This is a genomic window from Streptomyces sp. NBC_00726 (assembly GCF_045161735.1).
In the GTDB taxonomy this organism is placed as follows: domain Bacteria; phylum Actinomycetota; class Actinomycetes; order Streptomycetales; family Streptomycetaceae; genus Streptomyces.
This window is the reverse complement of record NZ_CP108983.1, coordinates 4,804,522-4,820,988: the sequence shown is the minus strand read 5'-3', so window position 1 is coordinate 4,820,988 and position 16,467 is coordinate 4,804,522. Positions and strand designations below refer to the sequence as shown.

Sequence of the window (16,467 nt, the reverse complement as noted above, 5' to 3'; positions counted from 1 at the left end):
CGGACCCCCGCCCTTTTGTATCTTCCACCAGCCGGAATATTCCGCAGCGAAACAAACCGATAGGATCCGCCTCATGCGCCGTTCCAAAATCGTCTGCACCCTCGGCCCCGCCGTCGACTCCCACGAGCAGCTCGTCGCTCTGATCGAGGCCGGCATGAGCGTGGCCCGTTTCAACTTCAGTCACGGCTCCCACGCGGAACACCAGGGTCGTTACGACCGGGTCCGCAAGGCCGCCGCCGAGACCGGGCGGGCGGTCGGCGTGCTCGCCGACCTCCAGGGCCCGAAGATCCGCCTGGCGAAGTTCGCCGAGGGTCCGGTCGAGCTGGTCCGCGGGGACGAGTTCGTCATCACCGCCGAGGACGTCCCCGGGGACAAGTCGATCTGCGGCACGACCTACAAGGGTCTGCCCGGTGACGTCGCCAAGGGCGACCCGATCCTGATCAACGACGGCAACGTCGAGCTGAAGGTCGTCTCCGTGGACGGCCCCCGGGTCCACACCATCGTCATCGAGGGCGGGGTGATCTCCGACCACAAGGGGATCAACCTGCCGGGTGCCGCGGTCAACGTCCCGGCCCTGTCCGAGAAGGATGTCGAGGACCTGCGCTTCGCCCTGCGGATGGGCTGCGACCTGGTCGCGCTCTCCTTCGTCCGCGACGCCAATGACATCAAGGACGTCCACAAGGTGATGGACGAGGAGGGCCGCCGGGTCCCCGTCATCGCCAAGGTGGAGAAGCCGCAGGCCGTCGAGCACATGGAGGGCATCGTCATGGCGTTCGACGGTGTGATGGTCGCCCGTGGCGACCTCGCCGTCGAGTACCCGCTGGAGCGCGTCCCGATGGTGCAGAAGCGCCTGGTGGAGCTGTGCCGGCGCAACGCCAAGCCGGTGGTCGTGGCGACCCAGATGATGGAGTCGATGATCACCAACTCCCGCCCGACCCGCGCCGAGGCGTCCGACGTCGCCAACGCGATCCTGGACGGCGCGGACGCGGTCATGCTCTCGGCGGAGTCCTCGGTCGGCGCGTACCCGATCGAGACCGTGAAGACCATGTCGAAGATCGTGGTCGCCGCCGAGCAGGAGCTGCTGTCCAAGGGCCTCCAGCCGCTGGTCCCGGGCAAGAAGCCCCGTACCCAGGGCGGTTCGGTCGCCCGCGCGGCCTGCGAGATCGCCGACTTCCTGGGCGGCGAGGCCCTGGTCGCCTTCACCAAGTCCGGCGACACCGCCCGCCGTCTGTCCCGCTATCGCGCCGCGCAGCCGATCCTGGCCTTCACCACGGACGAGTCCACCCGCAACCAGCTGGCCCTCAGCTGGGGCGTCGAGGCCCATGTCGTCCCGCACGTCGACAACACGGACGCGATGGTCGACCTGGTCGACTCGGAGCTCCTGAAGCTCGGCCGCTACAACACGGGCGACACGATGGTCATCACCGCCGGCTCGCCCCCCGGCGTCCCCGGCACCACCAACATGGTCCGCGTCCACCACGTGGGCGGCCAGGACTGACCCGCACGACACGGGCGGTGCCCCCGGCCCCGGAATGTTCCGGGCCGGGGGCACCGCCGTGTCCGGACCGGCACGAGGGCAGACACCGCATGACCGAGAAGCCACGCGCACTGCTTGTGCGGGCCCGCGGCGAAGCGTCTCCGCTGTACACCTCTTCGGAGGGAGCGGACGCCGACGTCGATTCCTTCACCCGCCATGTTCCGCTGGACGACGCCTCGTTGCTTCTGCCCGCCGATCTGGCGGAGGCGCTCGGCTTCTGGGCCGCGTCCCGCCCTCCGGAGGGGTCCGGCTCCCGTGCCGCGGTACGCAAACACGCGGCGCGCGGCTTGAAGGTCACCCAGGGAGTGGCCAGACATCTTGGGCCGTCGTGGGCCGTGCGCTACTGGGATGAACCACACGGAACGACGAAATGGGTCTGCTGGGGTTGCGATCGGCTTCACTGGGAGCGGGACAGCCACGGCACTCCGCCGCATCCCGTCGACATCTCGGTCGAGGGGGAGTTCAAGTTCGGGCCGCTGCGGTCCGACGGGTTCGGGGATTTCTTCCCGGATGATCCGGCGGCCGCGCTGGCGCTGTCCGGGGCCCTGGTGGCCGACCTCTACGCATGGGCTCGGAGCATCGACGACGGGATGAACGCGTACCTCCAGGATCGGGATGAGGCCGGGTATCAGGACATCGCGCTCCGGCAGTTCCGTGAGGGAGAGGATCTGGCGCGACGAGTCGCCCACGAACTCGGGGACCTGCGGAAAGTGACCTACCGGGGCATGGCGCACGGAGGGCCGGCCACCTTGAAATCGGTGACGTGGCAAGGAGACCGGAAAGCATAGGGCCCCGGCCGGCGGCAGGGCCCGAACGTGGCTGTGGGCCGCACCCTCGGGGTGCGGCCCACAGGCTTTGCGCTGCTTGCGGACGCGTCAGGCGCCGTCCTCGGTGAAGTAGTTGTGCAGTCCCGGGACGGTCAGGGTGCCGCCGAACTGGCCGGCCTGGGTGACCTTCACCTTGGTGAAGAAGGCGAAGGGGACGTTCAGCGGGGGCGGGGTCTCCGGGCTGAAGGTGATCGGGATGAGGCCGAAGAGGTTGCCCTTCAGCTCTTCCGTGTACATCGTCACCGTGCCGTTGCGGATCGTGGAGGTGGAGCCCTTCCGCGCCTGCACATGGCCCGTGGTGCCCGGCACCGGGCCGGTCGTCAGCTGGTGCAGGTCCTTGATGTCGATCGAGGACGCGGTGAACTTCAGCACCTTCTTGATGGAGCCGTCGCCCTTGCGGACCTCCACGATGCCCTTGTAGTCGAGCCCGTTCAGGGTGAGCAGCGAGCTCTCCAGAATCCACGGGTCGGTGGGCAGGCTCGGGATGCCCGGCTCCAGCTTCGCGTTGGCCAGGGCCTCCGGGTCCGCGGTGGGGCACGGGAACGGCTCCTTGGCGCCGTCCGGGATGTCCTCGTCCTTCTTGGCGTCGGTGCCCTTGACGTCCTCGTCCAGCTCCTCGACCGTGCGGCCCGCCTTGCCGGCCGCGTCGCGGATGGCCTCGGTGGTCTTGTCGGCGGTGTCCTGCACCGCGTCCTTCGCGTCCTTCGCCGCGTCGGTGGCCTTGTCCGCGGTCTCGTCCTTGGAGTCCTCGGCGTCCGCGGTCGCGGACGGCTTCGGGGACGCCGTGGTGGGGCTCGGGGACGGGCTCGCCGTCTCCTTGTCCTTGTCACCGTCGAAGAGGTCCTTGAGCGCGTCGCCGAGGCCCAGCGGGTCGAGCGGGTTCCGCGTCTTCGTGGGCGACGGCGTGGCGGCCGGGGTCTCGGCCGGGGCCGCTTCGGTGCTCTTCTTCGCGGTGTCGGTGCTCTTCGCGGTGTCGTCCGCCGAGTCCGTGGCCGTGGGCATCGGGGTCGCCTTGTCGGTCGTCGTCCCCGGCGTCGGCTTCGCGCTCGCACTCGTGGACGGCGACGGCGTCTTCGACGCGGAGGGCGTCGGGTCCGCCGACTCGCTCGGCTCGTCGGAGCGCGTGACGCAGGGGCCGGGTGCGAAGGGGATGTCCGTCGTGTCGTCGGCCATCGCCAGCCGGGGCGTGAGCCCCATCCCGACGAAGACCGCCGTCGGCATCGCGGCGAGCGCGAACGCCTTCTTGCCCGCGGGCATGTGGAGCTTCGTCAGCAGCGACTTCCTGGGGGCGGCGTGGCGGGGACCTCTGCGTTCGCGGGTCCCGTTCTCGCCCGCGCCGTTCACCTGCTCGTCGTCACCCCGCACGGTGCCTCCCGCCCTCGGCATCGACCGTGGTGTCGTACGGGGCCTGCGGCTGCTCGGGAACACCGGCCCCGTACAGCGCGCCCTCGGGAAGCGGCTCGTCGCCCTTTGCGAACGAAACGGTCTCCGGGGCCTCCTCGGCTGAAGCGGGCTCCGCCTCGGCCGGGGGTTCGCCGGGGGCCCAGGCCACCGAGAGCGCGCCGCCGAGCAGGGCGAAGATGAAGCCGATCAGGAAGCCGCCGATGTTGGCGACGGGTATGGAGATGAGGGCCAGCAGAATCGCGGCGACACCGGCGAACACGCGGACGATGCTGTGGAACCACATCGTCAGGCCCAGCGTGACGAGCAGAACACCGATGATCAGCGAACCGGCGCCGGCGGTGGTGGACATCGCCAGCGTCACATTGCCGAGGTGCATGTTCGCGTACGGGAAGTACATGATGGGCACGCCGCCCAGCATGGTGAACAGTCCGGCCCAGAACGGCCGGTCACCCCGCCAGGTGCGGAAGCCTCGCCGGGAGAGGGTGAGGTAGTGCTCGTTCTGCCCTTGGGATTCGGGGCTCATGGAAAACAGCTCCCTGGGAACCGGTACTGCTGTGAGAAAGAGAAGGGTGGGCGGCCGGGGACCCGTCGTGCGCCCCCGGCCGCCCGGGCTAGTGCCCTAGTAGCACTCGTCGACGCCCTTGGACAGCGCAAGGTGCAGACCCGGCAGCTTGAACGTTCCTGCCGTGGTGGCCCACGCCTTCTGCTTGACGTTCTTCAGGTTGGCGTGCTCAGCCCGCTGCGCGAAGCCGTTCGGGTTGACGTACTTGTCGGCGTTGGGCTGGATGCCCGGGTCGTGCAGCTGGCCCGCGCCCACACCGATGTCGATGTTGCGGAACTCGGCGTCAGCGTTGAGATCCGAAACGTCGAGGTAGAGGCCGGTCGCGTGGACCAGCTTCTTCTCGCGCTCGTCACCCGTGGCATTCCCCGGGTCGCCCGCCTTGAGCTTCAGCGTGATGCTGCCCAGCCCGAACGGCAGGTTGGGCGTGACGACCGACTGGCACATCTTGGTGATCTTGGCGCTGCTGAACCCGGAGACGGCCACGGCGTGCGCCTTGCCCTCCTTCGTGGCTACGGCGCCGTCCTCGGTCGCGATGCTGCCGTACTGAACGAAGTTTTCACCGTCCAGTTCCTCGGCCGTGACCTTGAACTCCTGCCCCGACACGCTGAAGGACGCGGCGAGCGCGCCCTGGGCCAGACCGACGCCGACGGCGGCGGTGGCTATGACGCTCGGCACCATGACGACAGCGAAACGCTTCCATCTCGTGCCACCGCGAACCTGGGAACTCATACTTTTCCTCCTTCTCGGACGTACATCTCCGGTCAGGCATCCTGCCCGACCTGGGATGGGAGAAGTGCTACGTCCTCGGAAAGGGGAACGCCCGCGAACGGAGGCTGTAGCGCGTCCGCTTCACCGGCGATCACCCCCGAGCGACAACCACTGGTCACGCAGGTACGCGACCTGATCGGACAGGCCCTGCCGACCGGCAGGAACCCCCCTGTCCGGAGCCGGCGCCACTGCCGCCGGCCCGCCCGGTGGGGACCCAACGGAGCCGCCGCTCCCGGCTGGCAACCGGGCTGGCGTCATTGGACCGAGCGTGGCCGATCGTGGTCCATTCCCGGCCGGGACACAAGGGGGTTCGTTACTCGCTGGTAATGCCCCCATAACCGGGCCACGACCTGCCGGCACCGGGCGGCCACACAGGGTTGCCCCGGACCAATGGACGAAGAGGAGGAAGAGTGAGCGAAACGGGGCAGATCGCAAAGATCGATTTACTGCGAGTAACAGGCCGTGCTTTTATCAAGATTTGGTAAAGCAAGGCCCGCTCTTATCGCCTGATCGCGAAAACGGCCGCGGCGCCCGGAGGCGGCCGCGGCCGTGTTGTCAGTTCAGCACAATCGGATCGGACAGACCGGGTCAGAACAGGACGCGCGCGAGCGCGGTACGCGCGGCGCCGACCCTCGGGTCCTCCGGGCCGATCACCTCGAAGAGGTCGAGCAGCCGCAGCCGCACCCGGTCGCGGTCCTCGCCGAACGTGCGCCGCACGGTCTCCACGAGCCGGCCGAAGGCGTCCTCGACATGGCCGCCGACGAGGTCGAGGTCGGCCGCCGCCAGCTGCGCGTCCGCGTCGGCCGGCTTCTCCGCCGCCTCCGCGCGCACCCTCTGCGGGTCCGTCGCCCGGACCCGGGACAGCAGCTCGGCCTGGGCGAGGCCCAGCTTCGCCTCGGTGTTGGCCGGGTCGTCGGACAGCACGTTCTTGTACGCCTGGACGGCGCCCGCGAAGTCGTTGGCGTCCAGCGCCTGCGCCGCCGCCTCCAGCAGGGAGTCGTACGGGCCGGGCGGAACCGGAGCCGCCGCCTGGGCCGGCTCACCGGCCGCCGTCGGGTCGACCGCGATGCCGGTCAGGCCGAAGCGCTCCTCGCCGACCTGGATCAGCTGGTCCAGGGTCTGCCGGATCTGGGCCTCGGGAGCCGCGCCCTGGAAGAGCGGCAGCGCCTGTCCGGCGACCACCGCGAAGACCGCCGGGATGCCCTGGATGCCGAACTGCTGCATCAGCATCTGGTTGGCGTCGACGTCGACCTTGGCCAGCAGGAAGCGGCCGTTGTACTCATGGGCCAGGCGCTCCAGAAGCGGGCCCAGCTGCTTGCACGGCTCGCACCACTCGGCCCAGAAGTCGATGACGACGGGCACTTCGGCGGAGCGCTGGAGGACATCGTTCTCGAAGCCCGCCTCGTCGACGTCGATCACGAGGGAGGACGCGGGGACGGCTGCGGGACCGCCCTGGCGTGCGGACTCGGCGCGCGCCTGCTCCGCCTTCGCCTTGGCCTCTCCGGCCGCCTTCACCGCGGCGAGGTCGACCACGCCGCTCATGGACATGTTTCTGGGCTGCATAGGTACATCCTCCCCCCTCGGTGCGCCGTTCCGGAAAGCGATACGTGAACCGCGCCCGTCCGCGGCCCCCGCCGGTGTGCGGGGTGGACGGACAGACACGGTCGTAAGGGGGTGTCTTGTCGGCCAGGGCCGACAAGACACCCCCAGGCCCCTGAAAGACCCGGTTCGGCGCCCGGTCCCCACCCGGCGCCTGTGGCTGTCGTTCGTTCGTGGCGCCCACGACGGTCCGGACCGTCGTCTTACGCTACGACCCGTAGCGTAACTGGCCATGCCCCCTCGCGCACAAGAGTGCCCGGTGATCTGTCTCACGGCTTCCGGGGCCGGTCGGATTTACCTACTGACGGGTATGGTCGCCGCATGCTCAGCCGTAGCCACCCCAAACCCGCACGATCGGGACGTCCTCGCAGCGCCGAGGCCGACGAGGCGATCCTGGAGGCGACCAGAGCCTCGCTCGTGGACCTCGGCTGGTCGAAGCTGACCATGGGCGACGTGGCGACGCGGGCCGGGGTCGCCAAGACGACCCTCTACCGGCGCTGGGCGGGCAAGAACGAACTGGTCGTGGACGCGGTCGCGGTGCTCTTCGACGAGCTGGAGATGCCGGACCTGGGCAGCCTGGCCGCCGATGTGGAGGCGGTGGTGCTCCAGTTCGCCGCGCTGCTCGACCGGCCGGAGACCCGGACCGCGCTGATGGCGGTGGTCGCCGAGTCGACGCGCGATGAGGCGCTGCGGGCCCGTATCCGCGACTCGATCGTCAACCGCCAGAAGCGGCTCGTACTCCAGGGCCGGCGGCGGGCGCAGGAGCGGGGCGAGCTGCCCGTCGAGACGGACGACGCCACGGCGGACCTGACCGCGGACCTGATCTTCGATGTGATCGCCGGTGCGGTGGTGCACCGGACGCTGGTGAGCGCGGAACCGGTGGACGCGGACTGGGCCCGGCGCTTCACGCTGCTGCTGCTGGCGGGGCTGGGCGCGGCCGCCGCCGGTTGATCTCAAATTGTGACGAGAGAGAGTTCCTGGCGACAGTAAGATCATTTTCGCTTTGCTTCGCCCGCGAGAGACGCCAGGAAAGAATCACCACATGAGACTGCACAGGGCCGCCCTCCCGATCGTCGCCGTTCTTTCGGCCCTGTTGGTGACATCCGCTTGCAGCGGCGAATCGACGGATTCCGGAAAAGGGAAGCCGAAGGCGAACAAAGCGCAGAGCGCCGAAGAGAAGGAAGCCGCGGAGGCCGAGCGGCTCGGCGCCCTGGACACCAAGCACCTGGAAAAGGTGACCGTCACGGGAAAGGTCAAGGGCGTCGAGGCCAAGAAGGTGGCCAAGGCGGAGGTCGAGGCCGGGCGCGGTATGAAGGCGGACAAGAAGGAATGCCAGCCGCTCGCCAGCCTCATCGGCGGTTTTACGCACATCAACGCCGTGAGCGAGACGCACCGCTCCCTCACGCCGGTCGAGGCGACCGATGCGACGGTGGGCTCGATGTGGCTCGCCTCGCATTCCGAGAAGAACGCCGTTCAGGTGATGAAGGACCTGCGGAAGGCGGTCACCGCGTGCCCCAAGGGATTCCACACGCTGGGCCTGACGTACGGCAAGGTGGAGAAGCTGCCCGCGCGGGACTTCGGCGACGAGAGCGTCGACTACCGGATCACGGGTGACGTCGGAAAGCAGAAGGTGCCGATGACGTACACGGTGGTGCGCAGTGGGGGTGTGATCGCTGTTTTCTACGGGGTGAACATGCTGGACGAGAAGAAGGCGGCGATCCCGAAGGTGTTCGTACAGGCGCAGCTCGACCGGATCGGGGACGTCACGGACTGACGGCGGCAGCCCGCCCGGGGTGGTGCTGCGCCCACGCCCGGGCGGGCTGCTGTGTTCCCTTCTCCGAGGTCACCCCACGACCCGGATCAGGTAGGGACTCATGTCGTCATCGGCGTCTTCGGCCTGGATTCCGGCGGATCCGAGAATCGCGAGCAATGTGGCGTGCATGTGCTTCGTCACGAAACCGTAGTGCCGGAATGCCGCCGAACCGACGTTCCCGCGCTGCGCACTCTCCACCGCCGCACGGCTGAGCGCCGGATCGATGAGCCACTTGACGAAGACTCCGCCCCCGGAGTCGGCGGTCAAATCGGCCCAGACCAGGGGGCCTCGGGCGCCGGACGGCTCGTTCACATCCCGGTGCACGGTAAAGCCCGCCAATATCAGCGCTTCGGCCGCCTTGTCGGCCAGATCGTTCCTTTCGGCGGCCTCCGCCTCGCTCGCCTTCTCGACTTCGAACATTTCTGTTTGCCACCATTTCGACGCGAGGTTGGAAGGAGGGGTGGGTGACCGGTCAGGGGGTCACCCACCCCTCCGTATCTTACGGGCCTGGCCGGCCGGATTCGGGGGCCAGAGGAATCACTGAGCCTGGATCATTCCTGCCAGTAGCTCCTCGAACGCACTGTTCATCAGCCCGTCCGATCCCCACTGCACGGACCAGGTGATCTCTGTGCCGTCCTCAAGGAATTCTTCCAGATTCGGCCCGCACACGGGGCAGGGCTGCCGTTCGCTGTAGAGCGCGGTTATCTTCTTCGGTGAGACCTCTGCCTTGGCGAGCTGCTCAAGAATGTCGTCCTCGGCGTGGAATCCGCCTCCCTTACTGAAACCGATGACGAGATCGCTTCCGGTCTTCGGGTCCTTCCAGCCCGTCACCCGGGCAACGGCCACATTCCTTTTGCCGTAGGCCCCAAAACCAGCCTTGATTCTGGCCTGGTATGCGGCACTGGCGAGATCCGTGCTGTTGTAGCCGACCAGTCCGACGCAGGAGTACTCGGGAACCGGGCTCCCGATTGTGCCCATCGGAGCGATGGTCCCGACCCGCGACTGCGGGGCGAGCGAGGCGAATCTCGGCTTCTTCCGGCAGACGTTGTAGAACTTCTCCGCGACCTTCTTGGCGACGCCGGCCGCAGCGGCCTCCGACATCCGGAGAGTCCTCAGCGCCTTCCACGCGTCGAGGAAGCCGATTCCGGTCTTGGCGGCGCCGTCCAGTGCCGTCACGGCCGTCGACGCCGCCTTGAACAGCGCCCCGGCGACGAAGAAGCCCACAACCCAGGCGCAGTCGCCCCAGGTGCCGCCCGATACGAACGGGTTGATCTTCTTCGCGCAGCCGATGAAGTCGCCGAGCATGATGTCGATCGGATCGATGCCCGAGTTGAACTCGACCATCGTCAGCGTGTACGACATCTCCTCGGTCTTGGGATCCGAGACGTCACGGCCCAGGTAGACCGTGTCCACGTCCGGGCAGCTGCCCGCGTAGGTGCCCTGTTCGGCGAGGCACATGAACACGTCGTAGTGCTGCCGGTAGGTGACGGTGGCCGTGATCGTGCAGTCGCCGACGTGGATGATCGGGTTGCAGTTGTCCTTGACGACGTTCTTCGGCTCGCCGATGAACTCCATGTGGTCCAGGACCTGCCACACCCCGCCGATCCCGGTGGTGGCGCCCTCGGCTATCTGCTCGTTGCTGACCTCCTTCTCCGTGCGGTCCGCGGCCTCCTGGGCCTCGTTCGCCGCGTCCCAGGCACCTTCCGCGGCCTTCTCCGCAGCCGTCGCGTCGGTCTCCGCCTGGGTGGCGGTGTCCCGGGCGCTGGCCGCGTCCTCCTCGGCCTTGGTCGCGGCGGCACGGGCCGAAGCGGCGTCGTGCTCCGCCTCGGTGGCCGCGCTGTCCGCCGCGTTGGCGTCCGTCTGGGCGTCGCTCGCCGCGGTCCACGCCCTGGCCACGTCCGCGCCGGCCGACTGCGCGTAACCGTCGGCACGGTTCGCCGATGCCCCGGCGAGCTTCGCGTCCGCCGCGGCCTGGCCGGCCGAGGCCAGGGCCCGCTGGTACGCCTTGGCCGCGCGGGACGCGTCGGACGCCGCAGCCGCGGACGCCTGTGCCGCGAGCTTCATGTCCGCCGCGGCCTGCTCCGCACGGGCCTTCGCCGCCGCGGAGAACTCCTCGGCCAGACCGGCCGTGGCACCGGCCGCCGCCGCCTGCTGCTCGGCGAGCGTCAGGGACTGCTGGCCGAGCAGCGTGGCGAACGCCGCCGAGCTGTCGGTCTCCTGGTAGGGACCGCCGAGCGCGATCGCCTCGTTCGCCGGCTTGTTCACCGCCGCCGCGGAGTCCCGCGCCGCGAGTGACGCCTGCACGGCCGCGAGCGCCTTGCCCGCCGTGGTCGCCGCCCAGTTCGCCGTCTGGACCGCCTCGGTGCGGGCCGCGGTGGCCTCGTTCTTGGCGGTCTTGGCCGCGGTGCCGGCCTTCTCCGACTCCTCCTTGGCGCCCTCGGCGTCGATCGCCGCCTCCTCGGAGGCGTCGATCGCCTCGGCCGCCGCGGCGTGGGCGGCCGCCGCGGAACCCACCGCGACGAAGTAGGAGGCCCAAGTGGCGTCGGACGCCGCCTTGGCCCGGGATGCCGCGCCCTGCGCCTTGGTGGCCGCCTCACGGGCGTTCGTGGCGGCGGTCGTCGCGGCGTTCGCCGCCGAACGGGCGTTGGTCGCCGCCGTGGTCGCGGTGTCGGCTGCGCTACGTGCCTCGGTCGCCGCGGTACGGGCTTCCCCGGCGGCGTCCGTGCCGTCGACGGCGGCCGCGTGGGCCTCCAGTGCGGCGGCCTTGGCCTTCAGCGAGTCCCGCAGCCGCTCGGCCTCAAGGGCCTTGTTACGGGCGGCGACCGCGTCGCGCTCCGCCTGTTCGGCCTCGGATCTGCGGGCCGAGGCCGTGGCTCCGGACGCCTCCGCCGAGGAACGGGCCTCGGCGGCGATCCGGCCCTGCGCGACCGCGTCCGCCTCATGCGTGGCGGCCTTGTCCCGCTCGCGCTCCGCGGTGGCCCGGTAGGCCGCCGCGTTGGCGCGCTCCAGCTCGGCCACGGCACGCGTGCGCTGGGCCTCGGCCGCGGCCTTGCGGGCGTCCTCCTCCTCCGCGAGTGCGGTTTCCTTGGCCTTCTTGGCCTTGGCGGCGTTCGCCGCGGCCGAGGTGGCGTAGGCGTCGGCGCTGTCCGCGGCGGCCTTCGCCTGGGACGCGGCCTCCTGTGCGGCGATACGGCGGAACTCGGTGTTCACCGCGTGCGCCTCGGTCTGGGCCAGGGCGAGCAGCGCCTCGGACGTCGACACGGTGGCGTTCGCCGCGTTGAGCGCGGTCTCCGTGGCCTTCGCGGCGGCCGTGGCGGCGGCGCCGGAGGCGCGGGCGACCTGGACCGACTGCTGGGCGTAGAGCAGCCCGCGGCCGCGCGGCACCTCGGCGGCGTCCGCGATCGCCCATGCCTGCTGCTGGGCGGTCACCGCGCGCTGCGCGGCGGCCGTGGCAGCGGTGGCCTGCTGCTGGGAGGTGGTGACGAGCGCCTGAATCCTGCCCCGGGCCTTCGCCAGGTCCGTCTTCGCCTTGTCGAAGAGGGCCTGCTTCGGCTTGAAGATGTCGTCCGGGTCGTTCTCAAGCGTGTCGTGCCAGTACTTCTGCCAGCGCAGGATCTGGTCGGCGAACCATGCCTGGCCGATGGCCTCGACCATGTTGTCCGCGGCGGACCGGGTCGCGGCGGCGGCGTCGGCCTCCGCCTGCACGATGACGGCGCGCGGTGCGGCCTGGCCCGCGTACTCCGCCTCCCACTCGGCCGAAGCCTGCGAGACGACCTCGCTCAGGGAGTTGCGGGGGTCCACCGGGTCCTGGTGGTTGCACGAGGCCCAGGTCTGCTTGAGGGTCTCGACCTCGATCCGGAACTCGGCGGAGTCCTCGGTGACCTTCTTGTCGAGGAAGCCGCCGTGCCGCAGGTAGGCGGCGATGTCGGCAGCGGTCGTGCCTCCGGAGTACCGGGTGTTGCTCACGCTGCCGTACCGCAGCATGACGTCGGCCTCGGCGTCGAACCAGCTGTCCTTGCCGCGGTTCTCCTCGGTGATCTCCCGCGCCTTCGCCAGCGCGTCGTCGCCCGCGTTGGTGTGACCGTCCCAGCCCAGCCGGTGGGAGAGGTCGGCCTGTGCGGCGAGGGTGAACCCGAGGATGTCTTCGCCGAACGTCGGCGCGTGCAGGGTGATCCCGTCGTCGAACGAGCTCATCGCGTACGGCCGGTTGGCGTCCTCCAGGACGGCCTCGCGGGCGGCCATGGCGTCCAGGAAGGCGTAGGCATCCGCCTCGTCCTGGTCGCGGGCCTGCCCCAGCGGCATGAACCCGATCATGCCGAGGTCGCCGATGGTGGCGGCCAGCTCGTCGTTCGTGCCGGTCAGGCCCTCGATGGCCTTGGCCTTCATCCGGGCGCCGCCCGCGTGCAGGGCGACTCCCGCCACGCACTGGTTGAGGCGCGGCGTGGACCGGACGTCACTGATGACCGCGGTCAGCTCGGTGAGCCGGCGCAGGGCGTTGTCGGCGTCGATGAAGATCCGCCGGGCGCCCTCGGACACCTTCTCGACCGCCTGGGCGAGCGCGGGCATCCGGCCCACGACCGGGGCGGCGGAGGCGATGTCGACGAGGTCCCAGAGGCATTCCTCCACGTCGTAGCGGGCCAGGCACTTCTTCACCTCGGCCGCGTCGAGCTGGTCGAAGAGGATCTGTCCGCCGTTGGCCTTCGTCCAGGCCACGAGGTCCACCGAGACGGCCTTCAGGCCCTCGCGGTAGTCGTCCACGCAGGTCTGGCCGCAGGCGTCGAGGAGGATCTTCTCCTCCCGCTCACCCAGGGCCGGCCAGTTGGCGGCGCCGCCCTCGATGGGGGTGACGCCCTCGGTGAGGGCGTCCTTGTGCGCGGCCTCGTTCTTCTCGCGCTGTTCCTGCTCGGCCCGGGCCGCGGCGTCCTCGGCGGAGGTGCTGTCGCCCTGCGCGTCGGAGGCCCTGTCCTCGGCCTCCTTCGCGTCCGTCTCCGCCCGGGTCGCCTTGTCCTGGGCATCCTTGGCGGCTTCGGCGGCCCGGCCGGACCTGCCGTCGGCCTCGGCGGCGTGCCGCTCGGCCTCGGTCGCCTCGCGGTCCGCCTGGTCGGCGGTGTCGCTCGCGTCCTGGGCGAGGAGGGCGGCGGCGGCCGCGTCGGTGCCGGCCTGCTCGGAGTAGCCGGCGGCGGCGGTGGACGCGGCCTCGGCACCCTTGCGGGCGTCGGCCGCCGCGGTGGCGGACGCCTGCGCGCGGGCCACGGCCTCGACGGCGCGCAGCGAATCGCTCGCGGCCCGTGCGGCGGCCTCGGCGGCGAGCTTGGCGTCGCCGGTGGCCCGGGTGGCGGCCTCCTGGGCGGCCTCGGATGCCGAGGCGGCCTCGGCGGCCTTGGCCTCGGCGGCCGCCGCGTGCTGTTCGGCGATCGTCTTGGAGGACTGGCCGACGAGTACGGCGAACGCGGCGGAACTGTCCGTCACCCGGTAGGGGGTGCCCGCGGCGACGGCCTCGTCGGATGCGGCGATCGTCTGGTTCGCGCTGTCGCGTGCCGCCAGTGCCGCCTGCCCGGCCGCGTAGGCGCGTCCGGCCACCGTGGCGGCCGACTTCACGGCATCGGCCGCGTCGCCTCCCGCCTTCACGGCTTCCCGCTCGGCCTTCCCGGCCAGGGTCGTGGCGTTTCCGGACGCGGTGGCGGCGTTGTCCGCGAGGAGCGCCGCCTCCTGTGCCGCGTCGAGTGCGACGGCCGCGGCGGAGTGCGCCGAGGAGGCCGCGCCGAGCGAGGTGCGGTAGGCGGACCATGCCTTGGTCGCGTCGGCCTCGGCGCGCTTGGCGGCGCCCTCGGCCTTGGTCGCGGCGGTCCGCGCGGTGACGGCGGCGGTGGTCGCCTCGCCCGCCGCGGTCTGCGCGGCGGTGGCCGCCTGGGCCGCCTCGTTCGCCGCGGTGCGGGCGGCGGTGGCCGCGGTCCGGGTCTCCGTCGCCGCGTCGGTGCCTTCGGCGGCCGTGGCGGCGGCTTCGAGCGCGGCGGCGCGGGCCGCGACGGCCTGCTTGGCCTGGAGCGCGGCGACGGCCTTCTCGCGCGCCGTCTGTGCGGCCTTGGCCTTCTCGTCGGCGATTTTGCGCTTCGCGGTCGCGTCGGCGGTCGCGGTCCCGGCCGTCGTGTCGGCGGCGGTGGCCGTGGTGTGCTGGGTCTCCGCCCGCTGCTCGGCCTCCTCGGCCTTGGCCCGTTCGGTGGCGGCCGTGGCCCGGGAGGCGGCCGCGTTGGCCTTCTCCGCCTGCGCCTTGGCCCGCTGGGTGGCGGCGGTCGCGGCGGCGGTCTCGGCCTTGTCGCGCTTCTGCTCCGCCGTGGTGCGGGCGGTCTTCGCCGTCTTCGCCCGGTCGGCGGCGGCCGAGGCGTTGGTCTCGGCGCTGTCGGCGGCGGCCTTCGCCTGGGCGGCGGCCTCCTCGGCGGCGACGCGGCGGAATTCGGTGCTCAGGGCATGCGCGTCCGTCTGCGCCTTGGCGAGCAGGGCGCCCACGTCGGCGACCGTCGCGTCGGCGGCGCCGAGTGCCGTCTCGGTCGCCTTGGCGGCGGCGTCGGCGGCGGCGGCCGAGGCGCGGGCCACCTGGACCGACTGCTGGGCGTACATCAGCCCCCGGCCGCGCGGCACACCGGTGGTGTCGGCGACGGCCCACGCCTCCTGCTGCGCGGTCGCGGCCCGCTGCGCGGCCGTGGCGGCCTTGCCGGCCTCCTCCTTGGCCGAGACGACCAGGGCGGCCACCTTGGTACGGGCCGCCGCCAGGTCCGCCGTGGCCTTGTCGTAGAACGCCTGGTCGGGCTTCTCGAAGATGGTGTCGGGGTCGTTGGCGAGCTCGTCCTGCCAGTACTTGCGCCAGATCAGGATCTGCTCGACGCGCCACGCCTCGCCGATGGCCTCGACCATGTGGTCCGTGGCGGACCGGGTCGCGGCGGCGGCGTCGGCCTCCGCCTGCACGATGACGGCGCGCTGCGGGGCCTGCCCCGCGTACTCCGTCTCCCACTCGGCCATCGCGGTCATGACCGGGGCGTTGAGCATGCGTCGCGGGTCGAGCGGATTCTGGTGGTCACAGGCCGCCCATGCCTGCTTGAGGTCCTCGACCTCGACGCGGTACTCGGCCGAGTCCTCGGCGGGCGCCTCGGCGGCGAACCCGCCGCGCCGCAGGTAGGCGGCGATGTCGCTGGAGGTGGTGCCGCCCGAGTACTCGCTTCCGACGTCGCGCAGCATGAGGTCGGCCGCGGCGTCGTGCCAGCTGTCCTTGCCGCGGTTCTGCTCGGTGATCTCCTCGGCGCGCGCGATCGCCTCCGCGCCGGCCTCGCTGTGGCCGTCGGTCCCGAGCGGGGTGGCGAGCTGCACCTGGCTGAGCGCGGTGAAGTAGTCGACGTCCGCACCGAACTGCGGTGCGTGCCACTCCATGTCGTCGCTGGCCCAGGCGGATTCGACGTAGGGCTTGTTGGCCTCGTCGAGGCCCTGGGTACGCGCGGTGCTGGCGCTCCAGTAGCTCTGGCCGTCCTCCTTGTCGGCGGTTCCGGCGTCCCCGAGGGGCCCGTAGCCGATCCAGTCGTAGTCACCGACGACGACGTCGTGCAGCTTCTCGCCGGTGCCGGTCAGGCCCTCGATGGCCTTGGCCTTCATCCGGGGGCCGCCGATGTGCAGCGCCACGCCGGCGAGGCAGCGGTCCCGCCGGACGGTCTGGCCGATGCTGTTGCGGCTGACCCCGGTGTCCTCCTCGGGCGTGGGGGCGGCCATCGCCTGGGGAGCCTGGAGCATGCCCGCCAGTACGGCGGCGGCGGTGAGCAGCGCTGTCGCGCCGGTGGCTCCCGCCAGTGCGGAACGTATGCGACGCCGGCGTCTGCCGACGTCTCTGAGCATTGACATGTCTGCCTTGATCTCTCGGATCTTCCGGCAGCGGTTCTACGTGGGCATGACAGGGCCCACCGCCCGAGTCGCACTC

10 protein-coding genes are annotated in these 16,467 nt (G+C 70.9%); 4 read left to right on the top strand and 6 right to left on the bottom strand.

All coding sequences use genetic code 11. The annotated features are described in order from the left end of the window. The first annotated feature begins 73 nt into the window (after positions 1 to 73). Positions 74 to 1,498: a pyruvate kinase gene (gene pyk / locus OG338_RS21750; protein WP_405938912.1), complete on the top strand. Its 1,425-nt coding sequence runs from the start codon at positions 74 to 76 to the stop codon at positions 1,496 to 1,498. An 89-nt stretch (positions 1,499 to 1,587) separates the two neighbouring features. Beyond that, positions 1,588 to 2,325 (top strand): hypothetical protein, encoded by a 738-nt coding sequence (locus OG338_RS21745; RefSeq protein ID WP_405938911.1) that lies wholly within the window; start codon positions 1,588 to 1,590, stop codon positions 2,323 to 2,325. A gap of 87 nt (positions 2,326 to 2,412) precedes the next feature. Here OG338_RS21745 and OG338_RS21740 read toward each other — a convergent pair whose 3' ends face one another. The 4 genes from OG338_RS21740 to OG338_RS21725 form a co-directional block, all read right to left on the bottom strand. Further along, entirely contained in the window at positions 2,413 to 3,729 is a 1,317-nt protein-coding gene (locus tag OG338_RS21740) for a hypothetical protein (protein WP_405938910.1), read from the bottom strand. Continuing rightward, the gene (locus tag OG338_RS21735; protein ID WP_405938909.1) at positions 3,719 to 4,291 is read right to left on the bottom strand and encodes a DUF6114 domain-containing protein; all 573 of its coding nucleotides are present in this window, start codon (positions 4,289 to 4,291) and stop codon (positions 3,719 to 3,721) included. The genes OG338_RS21740 and OG338_RS21735 overlap by 11 nt, the downstream gene beginning before the upstream one ends. 96 nt (positions 4,292 to 4,387) lie before the next feature. Then, positions 4,388 to 5,008, bottom strand: coding sequence for a DUF6230 family protein (locus OG338_RS21730; protein ID WP_405938908.1), 621 nt, complete (start codon positions 5,006 to 5,008; stop codon positions 4,388 to 4,390). A 678-nt stretch (positions 5,009 to 5,686) separates the two neighbouring features. Then, positions 5,687 to 6,661 carry a tetratricopeptide repeat protein gene (locus OG338_RS21725; RefSeq protein ID WP_405938907.1) on the bottom strand — a complete coding sequence of 325 codons (975 nt, stop codon included), beginning with the start codon at positions 6,659 to 6,661 and terminating at the stop codon, positions 5,687 to 5,689. A gap of 357 nt (positions 6,662 to 7,018) precedes the next feature. On the opposite strand from OG338_RS21725, the gene OG338_RS21720 reads away from it, so the two are divergent. Further along, a complete protein-coding gene (locus OG338_RS21720) occupies positions 7,019 to 7,648 on the top strand; it encodes a TetR/AcrR family transcriptional regulator (protein WP_405938906.1) in 630 nt (209 codons plus the stop codon). A 91-nt stretch (positions 7,649 to 7,739) separates the two neighbouring features. Further along, positions 7,740 to 8,471 carry a hypothetical protein gene (locus OG338_RS21715; RefSeq protein ID WP_405938905.1) on the top strand — a complete coding sequence of 244 codons (732 nt, stop codon included), beginning with the start codon at positions 7,740 to 7,742 and terminating at the stop codon, positions 8,469 to 8,471. Positions 8,472 to 8,540: 69 nt separating this feature from the next. On the opposite strand, the gene OG338_RS21710 is transcribed toward OG338_RS21715, so the two are convergent. Together OG338_RS21710 and OG338_RS21705 are read right to left on the bottom strand one after the other, a co-directional pair. Further along, positions 8,541 to 8,930 carry a hypothetical protein gene (locus OG338_RS21710; protein ID WP_405938904.1) on the bottom strand — a complete coding sequence of 130 codons (390 nt, stop codon included), beginning with the start codon at positions 8,928 to 8,930 and terminating at the stop codon, positions 8,541 to 8,543. A gap of 117 nt (positions 8,931 to 9,047) precedes the next feature. Further along, entirely contained in the window at positions 9,048 to 16,391 is a 7,344-nt protein-coding gene (locus OG338_RS21705; RefSeq protein WP_405938903.1) for a nucleic acid/nucleotide deaminase domain-containing protein, read from the bottom strand. Between the last annotated feature and the right edge of the window lie 76 nt (positions 16,392 to 16,467).